The organism is Pseudovibrio japonicus, from assembly GCF_014651595.1.
In the GTDB taxonomy this organism is placed as follows: Bacteria; Pseudomonadota; Alphaproteobacteria; order Rhizobiales; family Stappiaceae; genus Pseudovibrio; species Pseudovibrio japonicus.
The window spans coordinates 284,228-310,675 of sequence record NZ_BMXE01000004.1; the positions used below are offsets into that span (position 1 = coordinate 284,228).

At 53.7% G+C, this 26,448-nt stretch carries 18 protein-coding genes and 1 tRNA gene; 12 read left to right on the top strand and 7 right to left on the bottom strand.

Annotated features, from left to right (window positions below; genetic code table 11):
• The first annotated feature begins 410 nt into the window (after window positions 1-410).
• The 7 genes from IE076_RS12930 (at window position 411) to IE076_RS12960 (ending at window position 11,123) form a co-directional block, all read left to right on the top strand.
• Window positions 411-1,739, top strand: coding sequence for a CmpA/NrtA family ABC transporter substrate-binding protein (locus IE076_RS12930; protein ID WP_371871508.1), 1,329 nt, complete (start codon window positions 411-413; stop codon window positions 1,737-1,739).
• Between the two features lie 76 nt (window positions 1,740-1,815).
• Window positions 1,816-2,892, top strand: a complete 1,077-nt coding sequence (locus tag IE076_RS12935) for an ABC transporter permease (protein ID WP_189437207.1) — start codon at window positions 1,816-1,818, stop codon at window positions 2,890-2,892.
• A 9-nt stretch (window positions 2,893-2,901) separates the two neighbouring features.
• Window positions 2,902-4,665, top strand: coding sequence for an ABC transporter ATP-binding protein (locus tag IE076_RS12940; protein ID WP_189437208.1), 1,764 nt, complete (start codon window positions 2,902-2,904; stop codon window positions 4,663-4,665).
• A gap of 12 nt (window positions 4,666-4,677) precedes the next feature.
• Window positions 4,678-7,125 carry a nitrite reductase large subunit NirB gene (nirB, locus tag IE076_RS12945; protein WP_189437209.1) on the top strand — a complete coding sequence of 816 codons (2,448 nt, stop codon included), beginning with the start codon at window positions 4,678-4,680 and terminating at the stop codon, window positions 7,123-7,125.
• Entirely contained in the window at window positions 7,122-7,457 is a 336-nt protein-coding gene (nirD, locus tag IE076_RS12950; RefSeq protein WP_189437210.1) for a nitrite reductase small subunit NirD, read from the top strand. Before nirB ends, nirD begins: the two co-directional genes overlap by 4 nt.
• A complete protein-coding gene (locus tag IE076_RS12955) occupies window positions 7,457-10,135 on the top strand; it encodes a nitrate reductase (RefSeq protein ID WP_189437445.1) in 2,679 nt (892 codons plus the stop codon). The genes nirD and IE076_RS12955 overlap by 1 nt, the downstream gene beginning before the upstream one ends.
• The gene (locus IE076_RS12960) at window positions 10,107-11,123 is read left to right on the top strand and encodes a siroheme synthase (RefSeq protein WP_189437211.1); all 1,017 of its coding nucleotides are present in this window, start codon (window positions 10,107-10,109) and stop codon (window positions 11,121-11,123) included. Before IE076_RS12955 ends, IE076_RS12960 begins: the two co-directional genes overlap by 29 nt.
• Before the next feature lie 307 nt (window positions 11,124-11,430).
• Here IE076_RS12960 and glmS read toward each other — a convergent pair whose 3' ends face one another.
• Together glmS and glmU are read right to left on the bottom strand one after the other, a co-directional pair.
• The gene (glmS, locus tag IE076_RS12965) at window positions 11,431-13,257 is read right to left on the bottom strand and encodes a glutamine--fructose-6-phosphate transaminase (isomerizing) (RefSeq protein ID WP_189437212.1); all 1,827 of its coding nucleotides are present in this window, start codon (window positions 13,255-13,257) and stop codon (window positions 11,431-11,433) included.
• 170 nt (window positions 13,258-13,427) lie between these two features.
• Entirely contained in the window at window positions 13,428-14,786 is a 1,359-nt protein-coding gene (gene glmU / locus IE076_RS12970; protein ID WP_189437213.1) for a bifunctional UDP-N-acetylglucosamine diphosphorylase/glucosamine-1-phosphate N-acetyltransferase GlmU, read from the bottom strand.
• A gap of 230 nt (window positions 14,787-15,016) precedes the next feature.
• Between glmU and IE076_RS12975 the strand changes: the two genes are divergently transcribed.
• Together IE076_RS12975 and IE076_RS12980 are read left to right on the top strand one after the other, a co-directional pair.
• Complete coding sequence (locus IE076_RS12975; protein WP_209009081.1) at window positions 15,017-16,000, top strand: SPOR domain-containing protein; 984 nt, start codon at window positions 15,017-15,019, stop codon at window positions 15,998-16,000.
• A gap of 100 nt (window positions 16,001-16,100) precedes the next feature.
• Complete coding sequence (locus IE076_RS12980; RefSeq protein ID WP_209009082.1) at window positions 16,101-17,033, top strand: DMT family transporter; 933 nt, start codon at window positions 16,101-16,103, stop codon at window positions 17,031-17,033.
• 76 nt (window positions 17,034-17,109) lie between these two features.
• Here the strand turns inward: IE076_RS12980 and IE076_RS12985 are convergent, their stop codons facing one another.
• The 4 genes from IE076_RS12985 to IE076_RS13000 form a co-directional block, all read right to left on the bottom strand.
• On the bottom strand, window positions 17,110-17,847 hold the full coding sequence (locus tag IE076_RS12985; protein ID WP_189437214.1) for a cytochrome c biogenesis CcdA family protein: 738 nt from the start codon (window positions 17,845-17,847) through the stop codon (window positions 17,110-17,112).
• 224 nt (window positions 17,848-18,071) lie between these two features.
• Window positions 18,072-18,509, bottom strand: a complete 438-nt coding sequence (locus tag IE076_RS12990) for a universal stress protein (RefSeq protein WP_189437215.1) — start codon at window positions 18,507-18,509, stop codon at window positions 18,072-18,074.
• Between the two features lie 40 nt (window positions 18,510-18,549).
• Window positions 18,550-21,165: a TRAP transporter permease gene (locus tag IE076_RS12995; RefSeq protein ID WP_189437216.1), complete on the bottom strand. Its 2,616-nt coding sequence runs from the start codon at window positions 21,163-21,165 to the stop codon at window positions 18,550-18,552.
• Window positions 21,166-21,293: 128 nt separating this feature from the next.
• Window positions 21,294-22,253, bottom strand: coding sequence for a TAXI family TRAP transporter solute-binding subunit (locus IE076_RS13000; RefSeq protein WP_189437217.1), 960 nt, complete (start codon window positions 22,251-22,253; stop codon window positions 21,294-21,296).
• A 767-nt stretch (window positions 22,254-23,020) separates the two neighbouring features.
• Here IE076_RS13000 and IE076_RS13005 point away from each other — a divergent pair.
• The 3 genes from IE076_RS13005 to lhpI all read left to right on the top strand — a co-directional run bounded on the left by IE076_RS13005 (window position 23,021) and on the right by lhpI (window position 25,635).
• A tRNA-Lys gene (locus IE076_RS13005) sits at window positions 23,021-23,096 on the top strand.
• 254 nt (window positions 23,097-23,350) lie between these two features.
• Window positions 23,351-24,499, top strand: a complete 1,149-nt coding sequence (locus tag IE076_RS13010) for an iron-containing alcohol dehydrogenase (protein WP_189437218.1) — start codon at window positions 23,351-23,353, stop codon at window positions 24,497-24,499.
• A 179-nt stretch (window positions 24,500-24,678) separates the two neighbouring features.
• The gene (gene lhpI / locus IE076_RS13015) at window positions 24,679-25,635 is read left to right on the top strand and encodes a bifunctional Delta(1)-pyrroline-2-carboxylate/Delta(1)-piperideine-2-carboxylate reductase (protein ID WP_189437219.1); all 957 of its coding nucleotides are present in this window, start codon (window positions 24,679-24,681) and stop codon (window positions 25,633-25,635) included.
• A 20-nt stretch (window positions 25,636-25,655) separates the two neighbouring features.
• Here lhpI and IE076_RS13020 read toward each other — a convergent pair whose 3' ends face one another.
• Window positions 25,656-26,447, bottom strand: a complete 792-nt coding sequence (locus IE076_RS13020; protein WP_209009083.1) for a transglutaminase-like cysteine peptidase — start codon at window positions 26,445-26,447, stop codon at window positions 25,656-25,658.
• Window position 26,448: the final 1 nt, after the last annotated feature.

Sequence of the window (26,448 nt, forward strand, 5' to 3'; positions counted from 1 at the left end):
GTAAGCACAGCCTGAATGCACTTGATCAAAATTTAACCAACAAGCAATAACGCTCATTTTTTGTGCATACACATTCTCAAAAACAAGCAGAATTTTACCGCGACATGAATCGATCTGAAATTTTAAACATACATAACACATTGTATTATTGAAGCTTTTACGTATCCCCTCAAGTTGGCACGCATCCTGCAAAGATAGGGGCGTGATGAATTTCTGTGTCCAATGACGGGCACCCCAGGCAAAGCCGCCAATCAGACTTGCTTGCAGCTCTCCCCTCCCGATGAGCCGCAGGCAGCCTCTGTTGGCGGTTTTTTGTTTGCGCGCTTTCCCGCGCACCACCCGAATTTGAGGAGATTGTTTATATGTCCTTTGACAACACCAACATTGTGAAGCTGGTAGCCGGCGTCGTGATGCTTGCGAGCTCCAGTCTCATGTCTCCAGCACAGGCAGAGATGCTAGATGTTGAGAAAGACGAGTTGAAGCTCGGCTTCATCAAACTGACCGATATGGCACCTCTCGCCGTAGCTTATGAGCTTGGGTATTTTGAAGAGGAAGGCCTGTTCGTCACCCTTGAACCTCAGGCGAATTGGAAGGTCCTTCTGGACCGTGTGATAACGGGCGAGCTGGACGGCGCTCATATGCTGGCAGGCCAGCCACTTGCAGCAACTATTGGCTACGGCACTCAGGCACACATCGTCACGCCGTTTTCAATGGACCTGAACGGCAATGGTGTCACCGTTTCCAATGAGATCTGGAAGATGATGAAGCCGCATATTCCAATGGACGAGGATGGCAAGCCGGTGCACCCGATCAAAGCAGATGCGCTTAAGCCGGTTGTCGAGCAGTTCAAGGATGAAGGCAAACCCTTCAACATGGGCATGGTCTTTCCCGTCTCCACCCATAACTACGAGCTGCGCTATTGGTTGGCAGCGGGGGATATTCACCCTGGCTTCTATTCACCAACGGACATTTCCGGTCAGCTGCAGGCAGATGCTCTGTTGTCTGTGACGCCGCCTCCACAAATGCCCTCCACTCTGGAAGCAGGCACTATCTATGGCTACTCCGTCGGCGAGCCTTGGAACCAGCAGGCCGTGCTCAAAGGCATTGGGGTGCCGGTGGTGACCGACTACGAAATCTGGAAGAACAATCCGGAGAAAGTGTTTGGACTGACCAAAGAGTTCACCCAGCAATACCCAAACACCACCCTCGCCCTCACTAAGGCGCTCATTCGCGCTGCAAAGTGGCTGGACGAGAACGACAACGCGAACCGTCCTGAAGCGGTGGAGATCCTGTCACGCTCTGAGTATGTGGGGGCGGATTATGAGGTGATCGCCAACTCCATGACTGGCACCTTTGAGTACGAGAGAGGCGACAAGCGTGCGGTGCCGGACTTCAACGTATTCTACCGCTATTTCGCAACCTACCCCTACTACTCAGATGCTGTTTGGTATCTGACGCAAATGCGTCGTTGGGGGCAGATTGCCGAGCCTAAAAGCGATGCTTGGTTTGATGAGACCGCAAAGAGCGTTTACCGCCCAGACATATACCTGAAGGCAGCAAGAATGCTGATCGAAGAAGGGTATGTGTCCGAACAAGACTTCCCTTGGGAAACAGATGGCTACCGCCCACCAACGCCGGTTGAGGACATCATTGACGGTGTTCCCTACGACGGCAAGAAGCCGAACGCTTACATCGACAGCCTGACCATTGGCTTGAAGTCTTCGGACATCAGTTCATGAACGGCACTGCCTGCAAACATGGAGTGGGCGTGCTGAGGCCCGCTCCCCTTTTCAAAGAAATCGGGATTACTTCGTCATGACCAATATCTCGGAGAGTGCGCCCACTGCTGCCAAAACTAGCAACGAGCGCCTCCGTTCATCCTTACGCAAAGCAGCAAACCTGACGGAGGTGTTGGGTCTGGCTTGGTTCGTTCCAGTGCTCCGCCTTGCTGCGGGTGCCCCCCCCAAAGAGCAGCTTTCGGCACTCAATCGTGTGCTGGTCATCCCGCTTATCGGGGTGCTGTTCTTCTTGTTCGTTTGGGGCGTCACAGCGCCTCGCATCCAAACCTCGCTTGGCGCTATTCCCGGACCTGTTCAGGTATGGGAGCAAGCGGGTAATCTGTGGGCCGATCATGTGCGCGAGCGGGAGAAAGCAGCGGCTTTTTATGAACGTCAGGACCAACGCAACGCCAAGCTTGAAGCTGCTGGTAAGCCCGACAAGATCAAACACCGCACCTACACGGGCAAGCCCACCTATCTGGACCAGATCGTTACCTCGCTCTTCACCGTGAGCCTTGGGTTTATCATTGCAACGCTCGTGGCCGTGCCGCTCGGCATCACCTCGGGACTATCGCGCACGTTTAACGGAGCATTGTCGCCGCTTATTCAGATCTTCAAACCGGTCTCCCCGCTGGCCTGGCTTCCCATCGTGACCATGATTGTCTCTGCCACCTATGCAAACCCATGGAGCTTTATGCCCAAGTCCCTTTTGGTTTCTGCGGTGACTGTGACGTTGTGTTCACTCTGGCCAACGCTCATCAACACCGCGCTCGGTGTGGCGTCCGTTGACAAAGACCTGATGAATGTGGGCCGCGTGCTTCAGCTGTCCACGCTGAAGACGGTCACCAAATTGGTGCTGCCCTCCTCCCTGCCGTTGATCTTTACAGGCCTGCGCTTGTCATTGGGTGTGGGTTGGATGGTGCTCATCGCAGCAGAAATGCTGGCGCAGAATCCGGGGCTCGGGAAGTTCGTTTGGGACGAGTTCCAGAATGGATCCAGTCAGTCCCTTGCGAAAATCATCGTGGCAGTTCTGACAATCGGCATCATCGGCTTCTTGTTGGACCGGGTCATGTTCGCTCTGCAAAACCTGTGCAGCCATGACAGCGGACGATAGGAGGCTTTGATGACGATCCTTGAGATTTCAAGCCTGTCCGTGGGCTTTGGAGATGGTGCAGACCGACGCAACGTATTAACCGATGTGAACCTGAAGGTGCAGGAGGGCGAGTTTGTTGCCATCGTTGGGTTTTCAGGCGCGGGCAAAACAACGCTGATCTCTGCGCTCGCAGGCTTGATCAAGCCAGACAAAGGCGGCGTTATCTTTCGCGGTAAAGAGGTGACAGGGCCAGGGCCCGAGCGCGGAGTGGTGTTCCAGTCTTACTCGCTGATGCCGTGGCTCACGGTGAAAGATAATGTGGGCCTCGCGGTGGACAGCGTGTTTCCGCAAAAACCCCGCGCTAAGCGGGCCGAGCTTGGCGCAGACTATATCGAGATGGTTGGCCTTTCTCACGCTGCGGACCGCCGACCAGCCGAGCTTTCTGGTGGCATGCGTCAGCGTGTGGCCGTGGCACGTGCGCTGGCTATGCAGCCGAACGTTTTGCTCATGGACGAACCGCTTTCGGCGCTCGATGCCCTGACCCGCGCCAAGCTTCAGGATGAATTTGCGGGCATTTCGCAGAAAGAGAAGAAAACCATCATCCTCGTGACCAACGATGTGGATGAGGCCATCCTGCTGGCTGACCGCATCATCCCACTGAAACCCGGACCAGAAGCGACCTTTGGGCCAGAGTTTAAGGTGAACCTCCCTCGCCCACGCGATCGCGGAGCCATGAACTCGGATGCGGAGTTTATGCGCCTGCGCGGTGAGATCACCGATTACCTGCTCGAAATTGGCGCGTCTGCAAGCGGCTCTGCTGAGGAAGATGGCATCAAGCTGCCAAATATCGTTCCGTTTGCACCGAAGACCGGAGCAGATGGCGGGCTTCCAACCGCTTATAAGCGGGAGGCGGAAAGCCCACACAGTGACCGGTTCCTTGAACTTAGTCAGCTGACCAAAGTTTACCCAACACCTAAGGGACCACTCACAGTCGTGGACGAGCTTTCCCTGAAAGTGAACAAGGGCGAGTTCATTTCGCTGATTGGTCATTCAGGCTGCGGCAAGTCTACGGTTCTTTCCATGGTGGCTGGGCTTAATGAGGTCACCGAGGGCGCAATCATTCTGGACGGCAAGCACATTACGCAGGCCGGGCCAGACAAAGCGGTGGTGTTTCAGGCCCCTTCCCTTTTGCCGTGGCTGACAGCCTACGAGAACGTGGCACTTGGCGTAGACAAAGTTTACCCCAATGCAACTGCCACTGAGCGTGAGGATGTGGCGCGTTATTACCTCTCCCGCGTGGGCCTTGGGGATGCAGGTGATACGCTGGCGGCAGACCTTTCCAACGGTATGAAGCAGCGGGTGGGCATCGCACGCGCCTTTGCGCTTTCTCCCAAGGTGCTGCTGCTGGACGAGCCATTCGGCATGCTCGACAGCCTCACACGGTGGGAGCTTCAAGACCTTCTGATGGATGTTTGGAAACGCACGCAGGTGACTGCGATCTGCGTAACGCACGACGTAGATGAAGCGATCTTGCTGGCGGACCGCGTGGTGATGATGTCCAACGGTCCCAATGCGACCATCGGAAACATTATGGAAGTGGACCTGCCGCGCCCGCGCAGCCGGAAAGCACTGCTCAATCACCCTGATTACTACGCCTATCGTGAGGAACTTCTCGATTTTCTTGAGGCGTATGAAGGCGGGGCAAACCCAAGCGAAGAGCAGCTGCGTTCCATCCAGCAAAAACGTGCCATGCGTCTTGATCGCCAGAAGGCGGCAATTGATGCAGCAGAATGAGGGCATGAGATCATGACAGAAAAACTTGTAATTGTCGGCAATGGCATGGCACCGGGGCGGATGCTGGAGCATCTGCTGGAGGCTGATCCAAATGCCTATGACATAACCATTTTCAACGCAGAGCCGCGTGTGAACTACAACCGGCTCATGCTGTCTCCGGTACTCTCCGGCGAGAAGAGCTATGAGGACATCATTACTCACGATGACGACTGGTACGCTGACCACGGCATCACCCTTCACAAAGGCCAGATGATCACCGCAATTGATCGCGCTGCAAAGACGGTGACCAGCGCTGGCGGCATTACAGTAAGCTACGACAAGCTTGTGATCGCCACAGGATCCTCTCCGTTTATCATTCCCATTGAAGGAAAAGACCTGGACGGGGTACTGGTTTATCGGGACCTGGATGATGTGGAAGCCATGCTGGCAGCTGCAAAAGCCGGTGGCCGTGCTGTGGTGATTGGCGGCGGTCTGCTGGGACTTGAGGCAGCAGCGGGACTGAAAGAGCAAGGCATGGACGTAACCGTCCTGCACTTGATGCCCACACTGATGGAACGCCAGCTTGATGAAGCATCCGGCTACCTTCTTGAGAAAGCCTTTGCTGATCGTAGTATCGAGGTTCTGACAAAAGCCAATACCAAGCGCATTTTGGAGAGCGAAGGCAAGGTTGCTGGCGTTGAGTTGGAAGACCGCACAGTGATCGAGGCCTCCATTGTTGTCATGGCCGTTGGCATTCGCCCGTCCACCCAGCTGGCGCAGCAAAGCGGTTTGGACGTCGGGCGCGGCATTCTCGTTTCCGATGACATGCGCACCTCTAACAAGGATATCTTCGCCCTTGGTGAGTGCGTGGAGCATCGCGGCCAATGTTACGGTCTGGTGGCACCGCTTTACGACATGGCGAAGGTGATCGCGCAGAACCTGCTTGGCGGGACGTCAGCTTACAAGGGCTCCGTGACCGCCACCAAGCTAAAGGTGACGGGCATTGATCTTTACTCCGCCGGGGACTTTGCCGAAGGAGAAGGTCGCGAGGAAATCGTACTTCGGGATGCGACTTCGGGAATCTATAAGCGCCTGGTATTGCAAGACAATCGCATCATCGGCGCAGTTCTCTACGGTGAAACCACTGACGGGCCCTGGTTCTTCGATCTTCTTAAGAAGGGCGAAGATATCTCCGAAATGCGCGATACGCTCATCTTTGGGCAGGCGTATCAGGGAGGTATGCCGCTGGACCCCTCAGCAGCCGTTGCAGCCTTGCCGGATGATTCAGAAATCTGCGGCTGCAACGGCGTTTGTAAAAGCACAATTACCTCTGCCATTACAAGCAAAGGCCTGAGCTCACTGGAGGAGGTGCAGGCCCACACCAAGGCAAGCGCGTCCTGCGGAAGCTGCACCGGCCTTGTGGAGCAGCTCATGGCTGCAACGCTTGGGGATGCTTATAACCCGGCAGCCGTAACGCCAGTGTGCGGCTGTACGGATCTGGGTCACGATGATGTACGGCGATTGATCGTTGCCAAGGAGCTGAAAACCATCCCTGAAGTGATGCAGGAGCTTGAGTGGAAGACCTCCTGCGGATGCGCCAAGTGCCGCCCTGCCCTCAACTACTATTTGGTCTGTGAGTGGCCGGAAGAGTATGCGGACGACTATCAAAGCCGCTTCATCAACGAGCGGGTGCACGCCAACATCCAAAAGGATGGAACATACTCTGTGGTGCCGCGCATGTGGGGTGGCATGACCTCCTCCGCCGAGCTGCGTGCCATTGCCGATGTGATCGATAAATACGAGATCCCCAGTGTGAAGTGCACCGGCGGTCAACGCATCGACATGCTGGGCGTGAAGAAGGAAGACCTCCCAGACGTTTGGGACGATCTGGGTAAGGCTGGCTTTGTCTCCGGCCATGCCTACGCTAAGGGCCTGCGCACCGTGAAAACCTGTGTGGGCACAGACTGGTGCCGATTTGGTACGCAGGATTCCACCGGGTTCGGCATTCGGCTGGAAAAGTTCATGTGGGGATCATGGACGCCTGCAAAGCTGAAACTGGCTGTCTCTGGCTGTCCGCGCAACTGTTCAGAGGCTACCTGCAAAGACATTGGCGTTGTGTGTGTCGATAGCGGCTACGAGATCCACTTTGGCGGTGCCGCTGGCTTGCACATTCAAGGCACCGAGGTACTTGGGACCGTGGCCACAGAGGATGAGGCGCTGGAACACATTGTGGCACTGACCCAGATGTACCGCGAGCAAGGCCGCTATCTGGAACGGATTTACAAATGGGCGAAGCGCATTGGCTATGACGAGGTGCGCCGCGTGATCATGGAGGATACGGACAGGCGGAGAGCTTACTTCGACAGGTTTGTGGCCTCGCAGAAGGTTGCCCAGGTGGACCCGTGGTCCGAGCGGGTTTCCGGCAAGGATAAGCATGAATTCAACCCAATGAAAGTTGTAAAGCTGGAGGCCGCAGAATGAACGCACAGACAACCACCTTTGTAGAGATCGGCAGCCTTGGTGACATCCCTATACGCGGGTCGCGCCGCGTGGAGCTCAATGGCGAGCGCATTGCCATATTTCGCAGCGCAGCGGATGAAGTCTTCGCGCTAAAAGACGAATGCCCGCATAAGAAGGGACCGCTATCGGAGGGGATCGTCCACGATGGATGTGTCACCTGCCCGATGCACAACTGGGTCATTTCGCTTGAAACCGGTGAGGCACAAGGGGCGGATGAAGGCCGCGTCCTGCGGTACCCCGTGAAGATCAAAGGCAACATGGTGCTGTTGGGTGTGACACCGGAGGGCGCATGATGGAGGGCACAGTACGCACCACCTGCCCCTATTGCGGTGTCGGCTGCGGAGTCCTTGCCACGCCTCAACCAGATGGCACAGTCCACATTGCAGGCGATCCGGAGCACCCCGCCAACTTCGGCAAGCTTTGCTCCAAAGGCGCAGCCCTTGGAGAAACGCTTGGATTGGAGACCCGCCTGCTCCACCCGCAGGTAAACGGCAAACGGTCGAGCTGGGAGGATGCGCTTGATCTGATCGCGGACAAGTTCAGCACCGCCATCAAAGAGCATGGGCCTGACAGTGTCGCGTTTTATCTTTCAGGGCAGATCCTGACCGAGGACTATTACGTTGCAAACAAGCTGATGAAGGGGTTCATCGGCTCTGCCAACATCGACACCAACTCCCGCCTTTGCATGGCGTCCTCCGTTGCCGGACATAAACGGGCCTTCGGCTCAGACACAGTGCCTTGCTCCTATGAAGATCTGGAACAGGCAGATCTGCTCGTTCTGGTGGGCAGCAATTTGGCGTGGTGTCATCCCGTGCTTCATCGGCGGATTGAAGAGGCCCGCGCAAAACGCCCCCAAATGAAGCTGGTGGTGATTGACCCTCGCGAGACAGCAAGCTCAGAAGGCGCTGACCTGCACCTTGCGATCAAGCCCGATGCGGACACGGCTCTGTTTGGTGGCCTACTCGCGTACCTGGCAAAGAACGGCGCGTTGGACACAGACTACATCCAGCAGCACACGGTAGGATTCAGCGAGGCATTAGAGGCGGCACAAGCGTGGGGTGGCGAAGCACTAAAACGCGCAACACGCCTGTCGCACGCGGAGCTTGAGGTGTTTTACCAGCTCTTCGCAAACACCGAGAAATCCGTGACGGTCTACAGCCAAGGCGTCAACCAATCCAGCCAAGGCACCGACAAGGTCAATGCTATTCTCAACTGCCATCTGGCAACGGGTCGGATCGGCCGCGCGGGCATGGGTCCCTTTTCCATCACCGGACAACCCAACGCCATGGGTGGGCGTGAGGTAGGTGGCCTTGCCAACATGCTGGCCGCGCATATGGAGCTGGGTAATCCAGAGCACCACTCCATCGTCGAACGCTTCTGGACTGCTCCAAAGCTGGCACGCGAGCCCGGCTTGAAGGCCGTCGAGCTGTTTGATGCGGTGGCCGATGGACGCATCAAGGCGCTCTGGATCATGGGCACCAACCCGGCTGACAGTTTGCCCAATGCAAGCAAGGTGGAAGCAGCGATTGCCAGCTGTCCTTTCGTGGTTGTTTCCGAAGTTGCCCAGCAAACGGACACGAGCCGCCATGCAAATGTACTGCTCCCTTCTGCGGCATGGGGCGAAAAAGCTGGCACTGTAACCAACTCAGAACGCAGAATCTCAAGGCAACGGGCGTTTCTGGACCTGCCTGGCGAGGCCAAACCGGATTACTGGCAGCTGACACAAGTGGCGCAGCGCATGGGGTTTACTGCTGCGTTTGAGTATGGCTCACCAAGCGACGTCTTTTGCGAGCACGCAAAGCTCTCGGCCTTTGAGAACAACGGAAAACGCGACTTTGATATTGGTGCGTACGCCGAACTTTCCGAAGAAGCCTATGACGGACTGGTTCCATTCCAATGGCCCGCACCCGATGGGGCCAAACCAGATGCAACGCACTTTTTTGGCAACGGCGGCTTCTTCCATGCCGATCAAAAAGCACGGTTCATTGCTATGCAATGCGCTTCAACTTCAACCTCAACGTCTTACGACCAGGAGCCACTCACACAATCCGATCACTTGACCTTGAACACTGGCCGCCTGCGCGACCAATGGCACACCATGACCCGGACTGGCCTTTCGTCTCGCCTGTGCGGGCATATGCCGGAACCGTCGCTGGACATCTCGCCAGTCGATGCGGAGGCTCTAGGCCTAGCCTCAGGAGATATCGCTCGTGGGCGCAGCGAGCACGGTGAAGTCCTGCTGCGGGTTGTAGCCACGTCTCGGCAGAAGGCGGGCACTGTGTTCGCGCCCGTACATTGGACGGACCAATTCTCCTCCAATGCCCGTATCGATAAGCTGGTGGCAGCTGAACTGGACCCCATTTCCGGACAGCCTGCCTTCAAGCAAAGTAAAGTCTCCGTTGAACGGTATGCGGGCAAAGCCTACGGTTTCGCGGTGACGCGCCAGAAGCCCGAGGTAAAAGGCTTTGACTATGCCGCTGCCGTGCCATGTGCTGGCGGATGGAGGCTTGAGTATGCTCATGATCGCCAAATGCAGCATGCTGAACTCCAGATTGCACTGGGTCTAAGCGGGGCCAAAGATGTACAGTGGGTTCAATATACTGATAGCGCGGGTGGACGACGTGCAGCCGCGTTTGAGGGCGACCAGCTTCTGGCTGTTTTCATGGAAACTGCCCAGCCCGTCGTCTTATCCCGCTCCCACCTGATTGCGGTCTTCGAACGTCCGCGATGGGAAGCCGCAGATCGCCTCTCCGTTCTTTCCGGTTGGCCGTCCGCAGACCAGCCCGCAAAGGGCGCGATTGTTTGTTCCTGCATGAATGTTGGGGTCTACGAGATCCAGAAGAGCATTGCAGAAGGCGCTCACTGCACGAACAGCATCGGCGCAGCCACGGGCGCTGGCACCAATTGCGGTTCTTGCTGCTCCGAACTTTCAAGGATTTTGCATGACCAGTCACAGCTTGCAGCCGAATAGCCGCGCGCAGATTACTCGCTTTCCAAGATCCAAACCCCGCCAACGGATTGGAGCTTTGGCGGTGCTTCCGGTTTTCTTCAAGCTCACCGGAAAAGATGTGCTTGTGATTGGTTCCAGCGATGCAGCGCACTGGAAGGCAGAGTTGCTGGCGGCGACGGGAGCCCGCGTCCATGTCATTGCAGAAGCTGCGTCCTTATCGAGCGGGTTTCGCAAGTACCTCACCACACCAACTGGCAACAGCGTGCGATGGCATGATCGGAAATGGTCGGAGGAAGACCTGAGCGGAAAGGCGCTTGCGGTTGCTGATTTGGATGAGCCAGAAGAGATCGCATACTTTAAGGCCGCTGCAGGCGCTGAGGGGTGTCCCTCCAACGTGATCGATCAGCCAAAGTTCTGCGACTTTCAGTTTGGTTCCATCGTAAACCGCAGTCCCTGCATCATCGGCATTTCAACGGCAGGCGCTGCGCCTGTGCTGGGCCAAAGCATCCGCGAACGCATCGAAGCCCTTCTCCCCCTTTGGCTTGCGGATTGGGGCACGCTTGCTGAGAAAATACGGGCAGAGGTCATGACCGCATTGCCCCAACCTTCCACCCGCAGACGTTTCTGGAAAACATTTGCACAAAAAGCGTGGCGCTCTGTACCTTTACATGATGAGCTGCAAAAGATTTCGCAGGACCTACAGAGCACTATATCTGACGAACATCCAGAAAAGGACAGTCGGATCACCGAGGTTTTTGTCCCTCCCTCGGGGATCGACGACTTAAGACTCCGCGACCTGCGCGCACTGCAAAGCGCGGATATAGTTTACAGCGAACCCACAGTTGCTGACGAGGTCCTACAACTTGCCCGCCGCGAAGCCGTGCACCACCCCCTGATGAACCACCCTGTTTGCCATTCCGACAAAATCGTCGTGATCGTTCGCGAGACGACGGATAAACCGGAGCATTTGTACTTCGCTATGCCATTCCATCAACAAAGGCACGGATAGTTGGAGATCAGATAGCAGATGATGGGTTCTCTGCGAATTTTGATCGAAGACACGATGTGCTTTTCCAAGGGCCAGCAAGTCCCGAACTGTCAGCCAGTTTTTTATATTCCGGATACACACTACCATCTCGGCGCGCTTTTTGCATTTTGAGAATTTGTCATCCAAATACACTTGGCTCTTAGCTGACATAAAAGAACCGCCACTCGTTGCTTGCAATGCAACGAGTGGCGGTTTCAGTATGCTAGTATATGACTTAGTATGATACTTTATTACTCTCCCACACTTCTACACCTTTTCTACGGACCAATTATTCGACAGTAACAGACTTGGCCAGATTGCGTGGCTGGTCAACATCCGTGCCCATGAAGACCGCAGTATGGTAGGCAAGCATCTGCAATGGCAGCGCATAGATGACAGGTGCCAAAATTTCAGGAACTTCCGGCAGAATAATCATCTGATCCGGCGCAACACCGACCGCTGCCGCACCTTTTTCGTCCGTGAACAAGGCAATCTCACCACCACGCGCTGCCACTTCCTGCATGTTGGAAACGGTTTTCTCGTAAACACCATCAAACGGCGCCACAACGAGAACCGGCATATTCTCATCAATCAGTGCAATCGGGCCATGCTTCAACTCACCAGCCGCATATCCTTCGGCGTGAATATAAGAGAGTTCTTTCAGCTTCAGCGCCCCTTCAAGTGCCAGTGGGAAGTTGGTCCCACGACCGAGGAACAGCGCATGATGCTTCTTCGACATCCACGGTGCCATCTTCTCAATCTGCGGCTCCAGCTTCAAAGCCTGCATTGTGTGCGCTGGCAGCTCTGACAAGGCACCTACCAGTTCCTTCTCCTGGTCTGCACTTATATGTCCGCGCTGGCGGCCCGCGAGTACCGCTAAGCTGGCAAGAACGGCCAGCTGGCAGGTGAAGGCTTTCGTGGACGCAACACCAACTTCAGCTCCGGCAAAAAGTGGAAATACCAGATCAGATTCACGGGCAATTGTGCTTTCAGCCACATTCACAACAGCACCGATGGTCATGCCCTGCTCTTTACAATAGCGAAGCGAGGCAAGCGTATCTGCCGTTTCACCGGACTGAGAGATAAACAGAGCCAGATCACCTTCCGCAAGTGGCATCTCCCGGTAGCGGAACTCAGAGGCAATATCGATATCAACCGGAAGCCGCGCGTACTTCTCAAACCAGTACTTCGCAGTCAGGCCAGCATAATACGCAGTACCACAAGCAGAGATCACCAGACGGTTGATCTTGGAGAAGTCAAAATCATTACCCTCCGGCAGACTAACCTGCCCCTCACTGAACTTCAGATACTGGGAAAGTGCATGCCCCAAAACCTCAGGCTGCTCATGAATCTCTTTGTCCATGAAATGACGGTAGTTTCCCTTATCCATCATGGAGGAACTAACGCTGGAAGTCTGAACCGCACGCTCTACAGCAGTATTGTTCTCATCAAAGATCTGGGCGCCAGCGCGCTCAACAACCACCCAGTCGCCTTCTTCAAGGTAGCTGATACGGTCCGTGAACGGCGACAGCGCAATCGCGTCAGATCCAAGGAACATCTCACCTTCGCCGTACCCTACAGCCAGTGGGGAACCGCGGCGTGCACCAATCATCAGGTCATCATGTTTTGCAAACAAAAAAACCAAGGAGAAGGCGCCTTTCAACCGGCCAAGAGCAGCTGCAACCGCGTCCTGCGGAGATTTGCCGCTTTTTACTTCAAGGGAAACAAGGTGCGCAACGACTTCACTATCTGTCTCGGTGGAGAGGCACACACCGGCGCCGCGAACATATTCCTGCAGTTCAAGGAAGTTCTCGATAATACCGTTGTGCACCACCATGATACCGTCAGAGGCGTGCGGGTGTGCGTTCTCAACGGTCGGCGCGCCATGGGTCGCCCAACGGGTGTGTCCAATACCGCTGTTGCCGGAAAGCGGATCGCTCTCAAGCAAAGCTTCCAGATTACGCAGTTTTCCCTTCGCACGCCGGCGAGCCAGCTCGCCATTCTCTACAGTTGCAATACCTGCAGAGTCATATCCGCGATATTCAAGCCGTTTCAGCGCGTCAACCAGCAATGGTGCAACAGGTGTCTGCCCCAAAATACCTATAATACCGCACATATATGTTCTCCTTGAAATCCCCTCTCGCAACTGATGCGAGCACCTTTAGTTTGGCTAGTCTTTAGCCCGAAGCCTCTTTGCGAGGGAAATCAATCCGTGTTTCGTTTCGTTACAACTTGAGGATAAATGATATGAACACTGCTCTAATCGGCAGTGTGCAGCACCACTACTCAGCCCTTTCTTAAAGCCTTAGCCGCAGATAGCTTCTTGCGCATGAGGGTCGCGCGGCCTTCTTTGTTCACCTGCTGGCTTCTACTGATAGCCAATGCATTTTCCGGTACATCGGCAGTCACCACAGATCCGGCAGCAACAAACGCACCGTCACCCAGCTTCAAAGGAGCAACCAGAACGCTGTTTGACCCGACGAAGCTTCCCGCACCAATATCTGTGTGATGCTTTAGATAGCCGTCATAGTTGCAGGTGATCGTCCCCGCGCCGATGTTGGACTTTTCACCAATGCGCGCGTCACCAATGTAGGAAAGGTGATTAACTTTGGCGCCTGCTTCCACTTGAGCATTCTTTATCTCAACAAAGTTGCCCACATGAGCCCCTTCGCCAATCTCAGCACCCGGACGCAGCCGTGAGTAGGGCCCAACCATTGCATCTGAGCTCACATGGGCCTTTTCCAGATGCGAAAACGCACGGATCCGCGCGGCGCCATCCACCTTAACACCTGGACCAAATACAACGTTCGGCTCAACAACTACATCAGGCCCAATCTCAGTATCGTAGGAGAAGTAGACAGTCTCAGGCGCCTGTAAAGTGACCCCGTTCTCCATAAAGGTTTCGCGCTGTGCCTGCTGGAAAACCGCTTCACACGAGGCAAGCTGAGCGCGGTTGTTGATACCCTGAACTTCCTTCTCATCAGCAAGTTCAGAAACAACCCGCATCCCTTTGCTACGCGCAACTTCAACAGCATCGGTGAGGTAATACTCACCTTTGGCGTTGTCGTTTCTGATCTCAGCAATCAACTCAGGCAACACTTTTCCGGTAAACGCCATGATACCTGAATTGCAAAGATTGACGCTGCGTTCATCGTCGCTTGCGTCCTTTTCCTCTCGAATCGCTACAAGTTCTCCATCATTCTCCAAAAGCCGTCCATACCCGAAGGGGTTTGCAGCCTCAAAACCGAGCACCACCACATCAGCACCGCCAGACAGCCGCTTGCGCAGACGGTGCAGCGTTTCTGCAGTTATGAGCGGTGCATCTCCACAAAGAACCAGAACATGATCAGAAGTATCACGATAAGCTGTTTCAGCCGCCTTCACTGCATGCGCAGTACCCAACCGATCCACCTGCACGTGGCAGCTCGCGTGCGGCACATGGCTCAAAATATGCTCTTCCAGCTTGGGCATCTCAGGCCCAACGACAACGGCCACCTTATCCGCGCCGGCACCGACAACCGAGTTCAGCACATGGCCCACAAGCGGAAGCCCACCAATTTCATGCATCACCTTTGGCAGGGTCGAACGCATACGCGTTCCTAATCCAGCAGCCAGAACAATTGCCAAACAAGAACTATTGGACATGCAAACCCCTTGGGTAACCTAGAATTATAAACTGACAGGCAAATTGCACGAGACCTTTGTTATTTCAAAGAATAACCCGGCGCTTTCACCAAGAAAATCAGCGCACCCCGAGAAATAGCAGGCAGAGCTTAAAAGTTCCTCCAGAGCTGCGTTTGCATTTTGTTAACCATAAAACAACAAAGTAATCCATAGTATTACAATAAGATTCGATTTGGAGGCGACTGGAAGCGTTGCTGCTCCCTCATAAAATCAACGAGTTACGAGAAAAGCCCAAAGTACTGCAAGAACGTGTGACCGTGCTTGCATGGGGTATTGCTGCACTCTCGTTTGCGGCCCTTGCTGCCTCTGCAATACAAATGCCGGGTAAGTTTGCGCATCAGGCTCCTACTTATGAGCCCGCAGCACTTCCCCTCCCATTGCCCGGCCCGGTCACCACAACAGCCTCAACAGGCAGAACGGAACCACTGACCGCGGTCCAGATGTATGACAGCACCAGAAAAGTCGAATCGGAAAGTGACCTGCAAAACTCACGTGAGCTACATGCGATACGGGAGGAAATTATCTCACTACGCCGCTCCCTGCTACGCATCACTGAGCAAAATCGCAGACTGTCACACCAGCTCAAAACGCTTGAAGAAGCTACCAAACATGCAAGAGCAGAGCCCAAGCCAAATCTACTACCGCCTAGGAAAGCCGCTAACACCGGGCAGGATCATGTTGCACCAGTTGAAACTCTCCCGGCACCTGAGCTTTTACAGAAACAACAACCTTCTGACACAGCGGGCCCAATACCCGAGATGATACTCTCCAAAGTCGTAGCAGTTCCGAACGCCACACCAACAAAAGAAGCTGCACCTGAACCTGTTGTCGCGGAGCCCTTAAAGACGATATTACCCGCACTGCCCAAGTTTCACAAAACCCCTGCAGCAGGAAAATTACACCAGTCTGGTGCTGGCAAAATCACACGCACGTCCTTCGCAGTTGATCTGGGTAATTTTGATAACGCCACGTCGGTTGAAAGCCAATGGCGTGAGCTGACGGAATCCAAACCACTGCTGCTGGGAGACCTGACAAAACGCGTCTCTGCAACGAGCACGAATGGCGCAACGCAGTACACCCTGACAGCAGGACCCTTTTACAACGCGGCTGACACCGCTCTGGTCTGTGCTAGGCTGGCGAGAGAAAAAGTCAATTGCGCACCCACCACTTTCTAATAGATTCCCAGCATCGTTTACACCTTAGATCTAGGAATGACGTATTTGACGAGCAGCTGAGCTTGTTCTACGCCGCCCAGATCACATTGGAATATTACGCGTGCCAAATTCATCTACGAACTCCTATGGGCCTTCGACCTACGCCCTGTTGTTTCTCATGCCCATATTCATGAGTTCCAATATCATTATTGCCAAGCCCGCCCTGACGCATACAGAGCCATGGACCCTTGCCTTTTTCAGGTGGGGCCTTGCCGCACTTATCCTGCTGCCGTTCACCTACCGCGAATTAAAAGCCTGCCTGCCCCTGATCCGCGAAAACCTCAAGCTCCTCAGCTTCATGGCGTTTCTGGGTATGTGGATCTGCGGTGCAATTGTGTATCTGGCACTAAAGGAGACCTCCGCCACCAACGGCACGCTGATCTACTCTGCAGCCCCCGCCTTGATCCTCGCACTTGAATGGCTCTTTAGAGGCCGCACTGTGGCCCTGCGAGAGTTTGTAGGCATCTTACTCGCAATCGCCGGAGTGTCTGTCATTGTCACTAAGGGCTCTCTGGGCAATCTGCTCGGCCTGCAGTTCAACAGCGGGGACCTGCTGTTTGCGCTATGCACATTGAGTTGGGCAATCTATTCAGTGCTCATCAAGAAGAGCCAGCTTCAGGGCATGTCAACGGTCCCTCTTTTTGCGACCATTGCCATTTTTGGCACCATCATGTTGGCGCCGTTCGCAATCGCAGAAATGGCAATCACGAAGTCAGTACCCAACACCGGTGAAGTCTGGACGTCCATTGCTGGCGTTGTTCTTATTGCTTCTCTTGCATCGTTTCTGACCTACCAGTTTAGCATTCGCGCCGTTGGCCCCTTTGTTGCTGGCATGTTCATGTACCTGATGACACCCTACGGTGTTGCAATGGCAGTTTTGTTTTTGGGCGAGCGACTCCAGACATTCCACTACCTTGGCTTCGTACCCATCATGGCGGGTCTTATGCTGGCAACCCTACCCGCAAATACGCTCAGACGAAGGGTGAGCGCGTAACGCCCTCTCCAATGACCGGACAACAAAAAAGCAGGCCCAAGGCCTGCTTTTCTTATCTCGATATCTGACGGGTAACCTAGCCGATCTGAGAGAAGATCGGGAAGGTATCCAGCAGCCAGAAAGAGAACGCCTGAATGTAGCCAGTTAGGAAACCAACGCCGGTGAGCACCAAGAAGGCACCCATAACCTTCTCAACTTTGCCCATGTGCTTGCGAAAACGTGACATGAAGCCCATGAACGGCCCGGCAAACATCGCGGCAATCATGAACGGCACACCAATACCCAACGCATAGGCCGAAAGCAGTATGACGCCCTGATTAACAGAGGCCTGCGTCCCAGCAATCAAAAGAATACTCGCCAGAACCGGGCCGATGCATGGCGTCCAACCAAAGCCGAACGCAAGGCCCATCAGATAAGCACCACCAAAGCCACCCGGTTGACGGTCAATCTGCACACGCGCTTCACGGTAAAGGAACCCAATCTTAAAAGCTCCGAGGAAATGCAAGCCCATGATGATGATCATGGCACCGGCCAAATAGGCAAGGTACTGCGAGTATTGCAAAACATACTGACCAAGGAACGAGGCACTTGCGCCAAGCAGCACGAACACAGTAGAGAACCCGGCTACAAAGCACATGGCAGCAATCATGATCCTGTTGCTCTGCGCTGCGCTCTTCTTGTGGCTCGTCACCTCTTCAATGGATAGACCAGCGATATATCCCAGATAAGGCGGCACCAGCGGTAAGACGCAAGGTGAAACAAAAGACAAAATGCCGGCGAAAAATGCACCCCAAAGGGTGATGTCTTGCAACATATAGCTTTCCTAATTCCGTTTGGAATGCATCTGCACGATCCAGCGTATTCGCAAAAAGACTGCGTGCTAACATCATAGACCTGCACAGATGAATAACGCTTATATATACAATTTTGCCGGAAGTTGGATGTGTTTTGTCAAACAGGCAAGAAAATCTGCGACACTTTTTGGTGAACGGCAATCAAAAATACCTGATTGCCGTTCACAAATTCAGCGAGTGACCCTTAGGCCTTGTCCCTAACAACCAGAACAGACTGGTTGGCATGACGTACAACGCGGGCAGCGTTTGGCCCAAGAAGGAAGTCCTTAAGCTCAGGACGATGTGAAGAAAGAACGATCAGATCAGTGCCCAGCTTGTTCGCTGCGCCGGTGATCTCTTCATAGATTGTTCCATGGGCAATATGCCCTTTCACATCCAGCTCATCATCAGGAAGCTGGGTATCCAGAAACTGTTCCAGAGCTTCACGCGTACGCTCCAGAGCCTCAGTTTCAAACTCTTTGGCAAAGAAACTACCCACAATCGATTTTCCAAAATCGGGCAGAACCGTCACCACATGAAGCTGGGCTTTATAATAACGAGCCAGATCAACAGCCACGGGAAGCGCAGTTTTCCAGCTACTTTCTTCGTTCAAATCCAAAGGCAGCAAGATATTGGAGTACATTTCCCAACTCCTTAAAATTTATAGTTTGTGGCACAGCCCGCTAAAAAGCGGGCTGTGTTTGGCGTCGGCGTTGAAGCATAACGACCAGCAATAGCAAGAGCAAAGCAGGAATATAGAACAGCTCCTGTGGCATCCGTTCTGCATCAACCTGTGTGCTTACAATCTGAACCGGATTATCCGCGTAAAAATCAAAGTCCTGCAGTTTTTCGGCAAACTCAGTACCTGGGAATGGTTCATCAACCGCCATTGTACCGTTATCATCCATGGTGATCAAACCAGCCGCTTCAAGCCGTGCTTCAGCGCCCTGTTCATCTCCGATAGTGAGCGGCAGTGTCAATGTCAGCATCTTGTCCATGTCGTCAAAATCGGGACCTGCGAGGTTTAGACGCACCATATCACCCGGCTGTGCCTCATCAATCATCTCAACAATGCCGGGACCGGTCGCAGTCACATACGGGCTCTGAACCTGATTGAGCCAGAAGTCCGGACGGAACAATGTGAAGGCGATCAGCAGAAGTGCTGCAGATTCCCATAGACGGGAGCGAGCAAAGAAGTACCCTTGCGTCGCCGCTGCAAACAACATCATGGCGACCACAGCGACAATGAAGACAAAGACTGCCTGGACAGCCGTTACGTCAATCAGAAGCAGATCAGTGTTGAAGATGAACAGGAACGGCAGAGCCGCTGTACGCAGCGAGTAAATGAAGCCCTGAACACCGGTCTTGATCGGGTCACCACGGCTGATCGCCGCCGCAGCAAAGGCCGCAAGCCCCACAGGAGGCGTCACGTCCGCCATAATACCGAAGTAGAAGACGAAGAAGTGAACCGCAATCAGTGGCACAAGGAAACCAGTCTGTTCCCCCAGATCCACAACCACAAGCGCCATTAGCGAGGACACAACGAGGTAGTTTGCAGTAGTTGGCAGACCCATACCAAGGATCAGGCTCATCACAGCAACCAAAACCAGCATAAGCAGCAGGTTACCGCCGGACAGGAACTCAACAAGCGCAGCAATCATCTGGTGCATACCGGTCAAAGACACAGTACCCACGATGATACCAGCAGCAGCCGTTGCAACCGCAATACCGATCATGTTGCGCGCGCCGCCAATCATGCCTTCGACAAAATCAACGATACCCTGCCATGTACGGCCAGCCTGGGAGTCACCGCGGAAGAAGGCCTTCAGCGGATGCTGTGTCACGACGATGAAGATCATCGCCATGGTTGCGTAGAATGCAGAAAGTGACGGTGAGAAGCGCTCAACCAGAATACACCAGATCAGAACAACGATCGGCAGGATGAAGTAATAACCGGTACGGCCAACATCACCAGCAGCCGGGAGTTCTTTTATCGGTGCGTTCGGGTCATCAACCTCAAGGTCAGGAACCTGAGCAGCAATGTAAGCCAGAATGATGTAACCAGCCGCAAACAGCAACAGAACAATAGGGAACGTCAGAGACGGGAACGCAGTCTTGGTCCAGCCCAGACCATAATAAACGGCCAGCCCCACAATGGTGATGCCGATAAAGCCGGTCAGAACGCCGATCAGACGTTGCATGACGGTGACATGCGTAGGTGGCTTAGGCAGACCTTTCAGGTTCATCTTCAGCGCTTCAAGGTGCACGATATACACCAGAGCGATATAGGAGATAACCGCTGGAACAAAGGCATGAACCACAACCTGATGGTAGCTGGTACCAGTAAATTCGGCAATCAGGAACGCAGCTGCACCCATCACAGGCGGCATCAGCTGGCCATTCACAGAGGAAGCCACTTCAACGGCACCCGCTTTTTCAGCCGGGAAGCCGGTCCGCTTCATCAGTGGAATGGTGAAAGTACCGGTGGTCACAACGTTTGCAATGGAGGACCCTGAGTAAAGGCCACTCATTGCAGACGCAAGAACAGCCGCCTTCGCAGGACCACCACGCAGGTGACCAAGAAGCGCAAAGGCAGCTTTAATGAAGTAGTTGCCTGCCCCGGCCTTTTCCAGCAATGAGCCGAAAAGAACGAACAGGAATATCATGGAAGCCGAAACGCCAACGGCCACACCAAAGACGCCCTCCTCCTGGATCCAGTAGTGCCACATGGCCTTACCATAGGAAGCACCACGCCACTGAATCACTTCCGGCAGCCACGCGGAATTACCGAACATGGCATACGCGACGAAGATACCCGCAACGATAACCAGCGGCAAACCAAGGCTTCTGTAAACCGCGATCGCAAGCACAGCCAGACCTGTGGTGGCTGCAACCAGATCCATCTGAGTTGGGAGGCCAGCGCGATCGGCGAGCTGGTCACGCATGAACACAAGGTACAGACAAGACGCAGCACCTAAGAACGCGAGGATCCAGTCGTACCAGGGAATGGTATGACGGGGACTGCGGGAAAAGAGAGGGTATGCAAAAGCGGCAAGGACCAGACCAAACGCCAGGTGAATATTGCGCACGTCAGAGTTGTCGAAGATAAGCCTGATGCCGAATGTGTCATACAGCCAGAATGGCACGTTTGACGCCACATACAGCTGAAAGGCTGACCAAATAAAGGCAATGGCCGCAACCATCACGCCTAGGTTACCAGTTAGGTTTCGTGCACCGGTATCTGCCTGAGCGACCAGTTCCTGCGCATCAACTTGCGCCTTGTGTCGTTCTGGACTCATTCGCACCCCCAAATAAAGCTCCTTCTTTGCCTTAGTTGTAAAGGCAGAGCAAGGAACCTACTAAATCTCGTAGAAGCCAAAAATGCGGGGCAACATTGGCCCCGCATCCTAAGGAAAACTCGGTTAGATTACATCCAGCCGCGTTCTTTGTAGTACTTGACTGCGCCGTCATGAAGTGGAGCTGTCAGGGAATCCTTGATCATCTCTTCTTCTTTCAGGTCTTTAAATGCAGGGTGCAGCTTTTTGAAGTCGTCAAAGTTATCGAAAACAGACTTCGTGATGGTGTAAACCACATCATCCGGAACAGCTGCAGAGGTAACAAACGTTGCGCCGACACCAAAGGTGTTGATGTCTTCTTCGTTGTTGTACATGCCTGCTGGGATCGTAGCTTTACGGTAGAAGGAGTATTTGTCAACCAGATCGTCGATTGCAGGACCTTCAACGTTCACCAGCTGCGCATCACAGGTGCTGACAGTTTCCTGTGTAGATGCGGATGGGTGACCAACTAGCCAGTAATAAGCGTCGATCTTGCCGTCACAAAGAGCGGCACCAGCTTCAGAAGACTTCAGCTCGGTTGCCAGAGACAGATCATCAGTGCTGACAATGCCTTCTCTTTCAAGAAGCTGCCATGTAGCGTACTGACCGGAACCTGCGTTACCGATGTTAACTTTCTTACCCTTAAGGTCAGTGTAGTTGTTTACACCAGAACCTTTGGTTGCAAGCATTGTTACTGGCTCTGGATGCACAGCAAACACTGAGCGCAGATCACCATATGGCTTGCCTTCCCACTGAGAGCGACCGTCGTATGCGTTCGCCTGAACGTCAGACTGAGCAACGCCGAACTCCAGCTCACCATTCTGGATGGTGTTGATGTTGTAAACAGAACCACCTGTAGATTCCACGGAACAACGAATGTCGTGTTCGCGACGAGTTTTGTTTACAAGACGACAGATCGCGCCACCGGTTGGGTAGTAAACACCAGTCACACCACCAGTGCCGATGGATACGAAACGAGTTTCTGCCGAAGCACCAGATGCAGCACTCACCGCAATCAACGCAGCCCCAACTGCAACATTGCTAAATTTCATACGAACCTCCACTTATGTTGTAATTGCACGATCCCGTAGCTCACGGTACCGCTAATAGGAATTCCTGGTGTCTTAACCACCGGACACGTCTATTTCCCACTGGCACAGAATGAAAGATGCCAAAAGCGGGGAAATACGTACACACCTATTCCTTGGATTGCCAGCAAACTCTTAAAGTCACCGAAAACGACCAAGCTGAGCATCGATTAAGTTAACGACCTGATTTAAAAATATTTTTTGAGAAATATAAGCATCGTGCATATTTGAAAGCCCCACAGATATTTCATCAAAAAAGGGCAAAATTTAGATAATACTTCAAAAAACTGAGCATGCCTTCCACAAAATAGTATACTAAGGTATTACATTATCTATGAAGTTTCACGTGACATTTTCTCAGATATTTCTACAGAATTTTACGTAGCTAATTAATTTTGAGACCAAAAGAAATAGGAAGCCGTCACAGGTCAAAAGGCACTCAAACACCCGTTCCTTGCAAGCTGCAATCTCTCGATCCGACCGCACTCCCCTTCTCTATGACGTCGCTATCGCCATAAGAGAGGGCGGATCAAGCCAAACACGATTTAGCTCCCTCCACGATTAATAAGCGCAGCTCAGTGAAGACCTGAAGACAGGCCGCAATTGACAGAAACCTGTCCCTCCCGACGAAGAAAAACGCTCTGTGTGGAAAATAAAAAAAACCGCTTGCGCTAAGCCCCTGCAATCCTTAGAAGACCCCTCACAGGCAGCGACCTAGCGGTCACGCCCAAGAGCCCGTAGCTCAGCTGGTAGAGCAACTGACTTTTAATCAGTAGGTCCACGGTTCGAACCCGTGCGGGCTCACCATTTAACCTCATGTTGTAAAACGAGGTTTCACAAAAGCTCCCATTAGGGAGCTTTTTGTATTTCAGCCCCCCGACCACAAAGAAACGCAGTTTCTCCGGCATCTCACGCATTTAAGTGAGACCACCGGTACATTTACCACCTCATTCATGCTCGCCTAATCCTCCAGTTAAGTGAATTTGCTTCACTTAGCCCCTTCAAACCCGGAAAAATTGCATTACGTCCTGTCTGCACAATCCAATTTCTCGGGTAATCAAATGAAATTTAATTATAAGAACCCAACCAAACTGCTGTTTGGACAAGGAAAGATCTCTGAAATTCGCGATCAGATTCCAGCAGGAAGCCGTATTCTGCTTGCCTATGGCGGCGGGTCCATCAAAACCAACGGTGTTTACGATCAGGTAATCAGCGCACTCGACGGCTTCACGATCGTTGAGTTCTCTGGCATTGAAGCCAACCCGGAGTTCGAGACGCTCGAAAAAGCAGTAAAGCTTGTCACTGAGCAGAAACTTGACTTCATTCTCGCTGTCGGCGGTGGGTCCGTTATTGATGGCTGTAAGTTCGTCGCTGCTGCTGCTCATTATGACGGTGATCACTGGGATATTCTCACCGGCAAACATCGCGTTCAAAAAGCAATCCCGCTAGCGTCAGTGCTCACGTTGCCAGCCACAGGCTCAGAGTCAAACGGAAACTCGGTCGTCACCCGGAAAGCTACTGGCGAGAAACGTGCGTTCGGCTCCCCGCATGTACTGCCAATCTTCTCGGTTCTCGATCCCGACACCATGAAGACGCTGCCAGAGCGTCAGCTCAAAAACGGCCTTGTCGACGCGTTCATTCACGTCTGCGAGCAATATCTGACCTACCCAGCTGGCAACTTAGTGCAGGATGGCTATGCCGAAACCCTGCTCCGCACACTCGTACAATTGGGAGAGACCTATCAGGATCGAGATTCCGATGAGTGGCGTGCAAACCTCATGTATGCAGCCAATCAGGCACTCAATGGGCTGATCGCTTGCGGTGTACCGCAAGATTGGGCAACCCACCAGATTGGCCACGAGCTAACAGCCTCGTTTGGGATCGACCACGCCCGCACCCTATCGATCATCCAGCCAAGCCTGCTGCGCAACCAGATCGAACCAAAGCGTGCAAAATTGGAGCAGATGGGACGCACCGTCTTCGCTCTGCCTCCTTCCAAGGATCTGGCAGAAAAGACCATTGATGCGATCGAAGAGTTCTATCAGAAGCTGGCCATGCCGATCCGCCTGTCTGAGGCCAACATCACCGATCAATCCGACATTGATGTTCTCCTAAAGACCATTGAAAGCCGCGACTTCCTGAAGGCCATTGGTGAGCACGGCGAGATCACGCCAGAGACAATTAAGGATATTGTTCTTTCAGCGCGTTAATCCGCACGACTAAGAAGCCCGCCGCACACCGGCGGGCTTTTTTTTTGTGCATACAGCGAGCCCCCGGCGAAATCTCAAGTGACAAACATATCTCGCACCCACTACCCCTTGTGAGATATCAGATAATCCGTGTTGTGGGTTCCCAGCACACTTATTACGAACAATGAGGAAGAACGGGTATGTTGCAGCTGTCCGATACTCAAACAAAAACTGCCCTGCCCTTCGGCCCGCTGGTAGAAGCTTTGCGAGCCATGTTCAAAGAAGGCTGCGAAATGCCGGTCCGCCACCACCACACCATGGCGGTACCCAACAAATCAGATGCCACACTGTTGCTCATGCCCGCCTGGCAGTCCGGCTCTTATTTTGGCGTAAAATTAGCAAGCGTCTTCCCAAGCAACGCAGATGTCGGAGAGCCTGCTGTGTCCGCCACATACCTGCTTTCCCACGGTACCAACGGAACCCCACTCGCTCTGATCGACGGCGGTGAACTAACAGCCCGCAGAACAGCTGCCGCCTCCGCACTTGCAGCCGATTACCTCGCCCGCAAAGACGCAAGCATCCTGACCATGGTTGGCACTGGCCGCCTCTCCGCCAATTTAATCGAAGCCCATTTCGCCACAAGGCAGATCGAAAAAGTCTATCTCTGGGGCCGCAATTTTGAAAAGGCAGAGCAAAAAGCCAACGAGTTAACCGCAACACTCGGCTTGAAGGTAGAGGCTGAGCAATCTTTAGAGAATGCCGTTGGGCAAGCCGATATCGTTTCTGTTGCAACCTTGTCCAACGCACCGCTCATCAAAGGAGAGTGGCTACCGGAAGGATGCCATCTTGATCTTGTTGGCGGGTTCACCCCGAACATGCGTGAGGCAGACGACTCAGCAATATCGCGCTCGCACGTGTTCGTGGACACCCGCAGTGGCGCAATGTCAGAAGCCGGTGACCTGACAGTGCCCTTGGCAAACGGCGCACTCAAGCCGAAGGATGTGCTGGCAGATCTTTACGATCTGACACGCGGCCTTCACTCTGGCCGGACTAGTGAAACGGAGATCACCTTCTTTAAATCAGTGGGAGCAGCTCTTGAGGATCTGGCAGGTGCAATCCTCGCCTACGAAAACTCAAAAGAACCTTTGGGAGGCTAAGGGACTCTGGGCACACCTAACTATCCATGACTGTGCCGGGCCCAGAAACGCTGCCGCATCTCTGCGGTTCTAAAATGCGAAAAATGCGCCCCGCGCTGCATGGAAACCACCGGCTGATAGTGCAACAGCTCGATTTCCCTTGCTGGAGTTGATCTCAAACTATCTAAAACGTACTGCTCCCCCTGAAATCTGACAGAAGTCACAGCATGGATGGTCTGGCTGCGACTGTCCTTCACCACGACGAACCGAAGTGCTTCTTCCGGATAGCCCAGCGCAAGCAGACTGAAATACTTGGCAATTGCATAGTCCTCACACTCCCCGTTAGAACCGAGAAGATGCAGCGGTGCACGCCACGCATTCGAAGGCCCAGCGGAACCGGATTGCGGACCGGACCCAACACTCTCATTGATAAAAGAATTGAGCAAAGAAAGCTGCCGAAGCGACTTACTCTGCCCTGCCCTGCGAAGAATACGGGACCACGCCTGAACGGGGCCTACACCTCGAACATCTCCAGCCATGCATTGCTTTAGCTGTTTCAGCTGTTGTTCACACTCCGGCAATACCGACTGCCATTTCCGAAAAGCCCGGTTATCGCCACCGCTGATCTCAACTGAGCCAAACAGCCCAAAATTCTCAGAGTGTTTCTGCGCAGCCGGACGCGCAAATTTGGCAAAGGAGAACAAACGACGGCGGCGTACCTTGTCTGGATAATCCAGCTGCAGATTGTGCGCTTGCCCTTTGGACATGCTAGAGACAATGCCGGTCAAAAAGGCAGTTTTGACAACCATGCCTATAAAGCCGCGCCGCAGCACT

Excerpts from the sequence above, each read along its gene's own strand:
- IE076_RS12930 (WP_371871508.1), top strand. The coding sequence starts at position 411 with ATGCTTGCGAGCTCCAGTCTCATGTCTCCAGCACAGGCAGAGATGCTA.
- IE076_RS12935 (WP_189437207.1), top strand. The coding sequence starts at position 1,816 with ATGACCAATATCTCGGAGAGTGCGCCCACTGCTGCCAAAACTAGCAAC.
- IE076_RS12940 (WP_189437208.1), top strand. The coding sequence starts at position 2,902 with ATGACGATCCTTGAGATTTCAAGCCTGTCCGTGGGCTTTGGAGATGGT.
- nirB (WP_189437209.1), top strand. The coding sequence starts at position 4,678 with ATGACAGAAAAACTTGTAATTGTCGGCAATGGCATGGCACCGGGGCGG.
- nirD (WP_189437210.1), top strand. The coding sequence starts at position 7,122 with ATGAACGCACAGACAACCACCTTTGTAGAGATCGGCAGCCTTGGTGAC.
- IE076_RS12955 (WP_189437445.1), top strand. The coding sequence starts at position 7,457 with ATGGAGGGCACAGTACGCACCACCTGCCCCTATTGCGGTGTCGGCTGC.
- IE076_RS12960 (WP_189437211.1), top strand. The coding sequence starts at position 10,107 with ATGACCAGTCACAGCTTGCAGCCGAATAGCCGCGCGCAGATTACTCGC.
- glmS (WP_189437212.1), bottom strand. The coding sequence starts at position 13,257 with ATGTGCGGTATTATAGGTATTTTGGGGCAGACACCTGTTGCACCATTG.
- glmU (WP_189437213.1), bottom strand. The coding sequence starts at position 14,786 with ATGTCCAATAGTTCTTGTTTGGCAATTGTTCTGGCTGCTGGATTAGGA.
- IE076_RS12985 (WP_189437214.1), bottom strand. The coding sequence starts at position 17,847 with ATGTTGCAAGACATCACCCTTTGGGGTGCATTTTTCGCCGGCATTTTG.
- IE076_RS12990 (WP_189437215.1), bottom strand. The coding sequence starts at position 18,509 with ATGTACTCCAATATCTTGCTGCCTTTGGATTTGAACGAAGAAAGTAGC.
- IE076_RS12995 (WP_189437216.1), bottom strand. The coding sequence starts at position 21,165 with ATGAGTCCAGAACGACACAAGGCGCAAGTTGATGCGCAGGAACTGGTC.
- IE076_RS13000 (WP_189437217.1), bottom strand. The coding sequence starts at position 22,253 with ATGAAATTTAGCAATGTTGCAGTTGGGGCTGCGTTGATTGCGGTGAGT.
- IE076_RS13010 (WP_189437218.1), top strand. The coding sequence starts at position 23,351 with ATGAAATTTAATTATAAGAACCCAACCAAACTGCTGTTTGGACAAGGA.
- lhpI (WP_189437219.1), top strand. The coding sequence starts at position 24,679 with ATGTTGCAGCTGTCCGATACTCAAACAAAAACTGCCCTGCCCTTCGGC.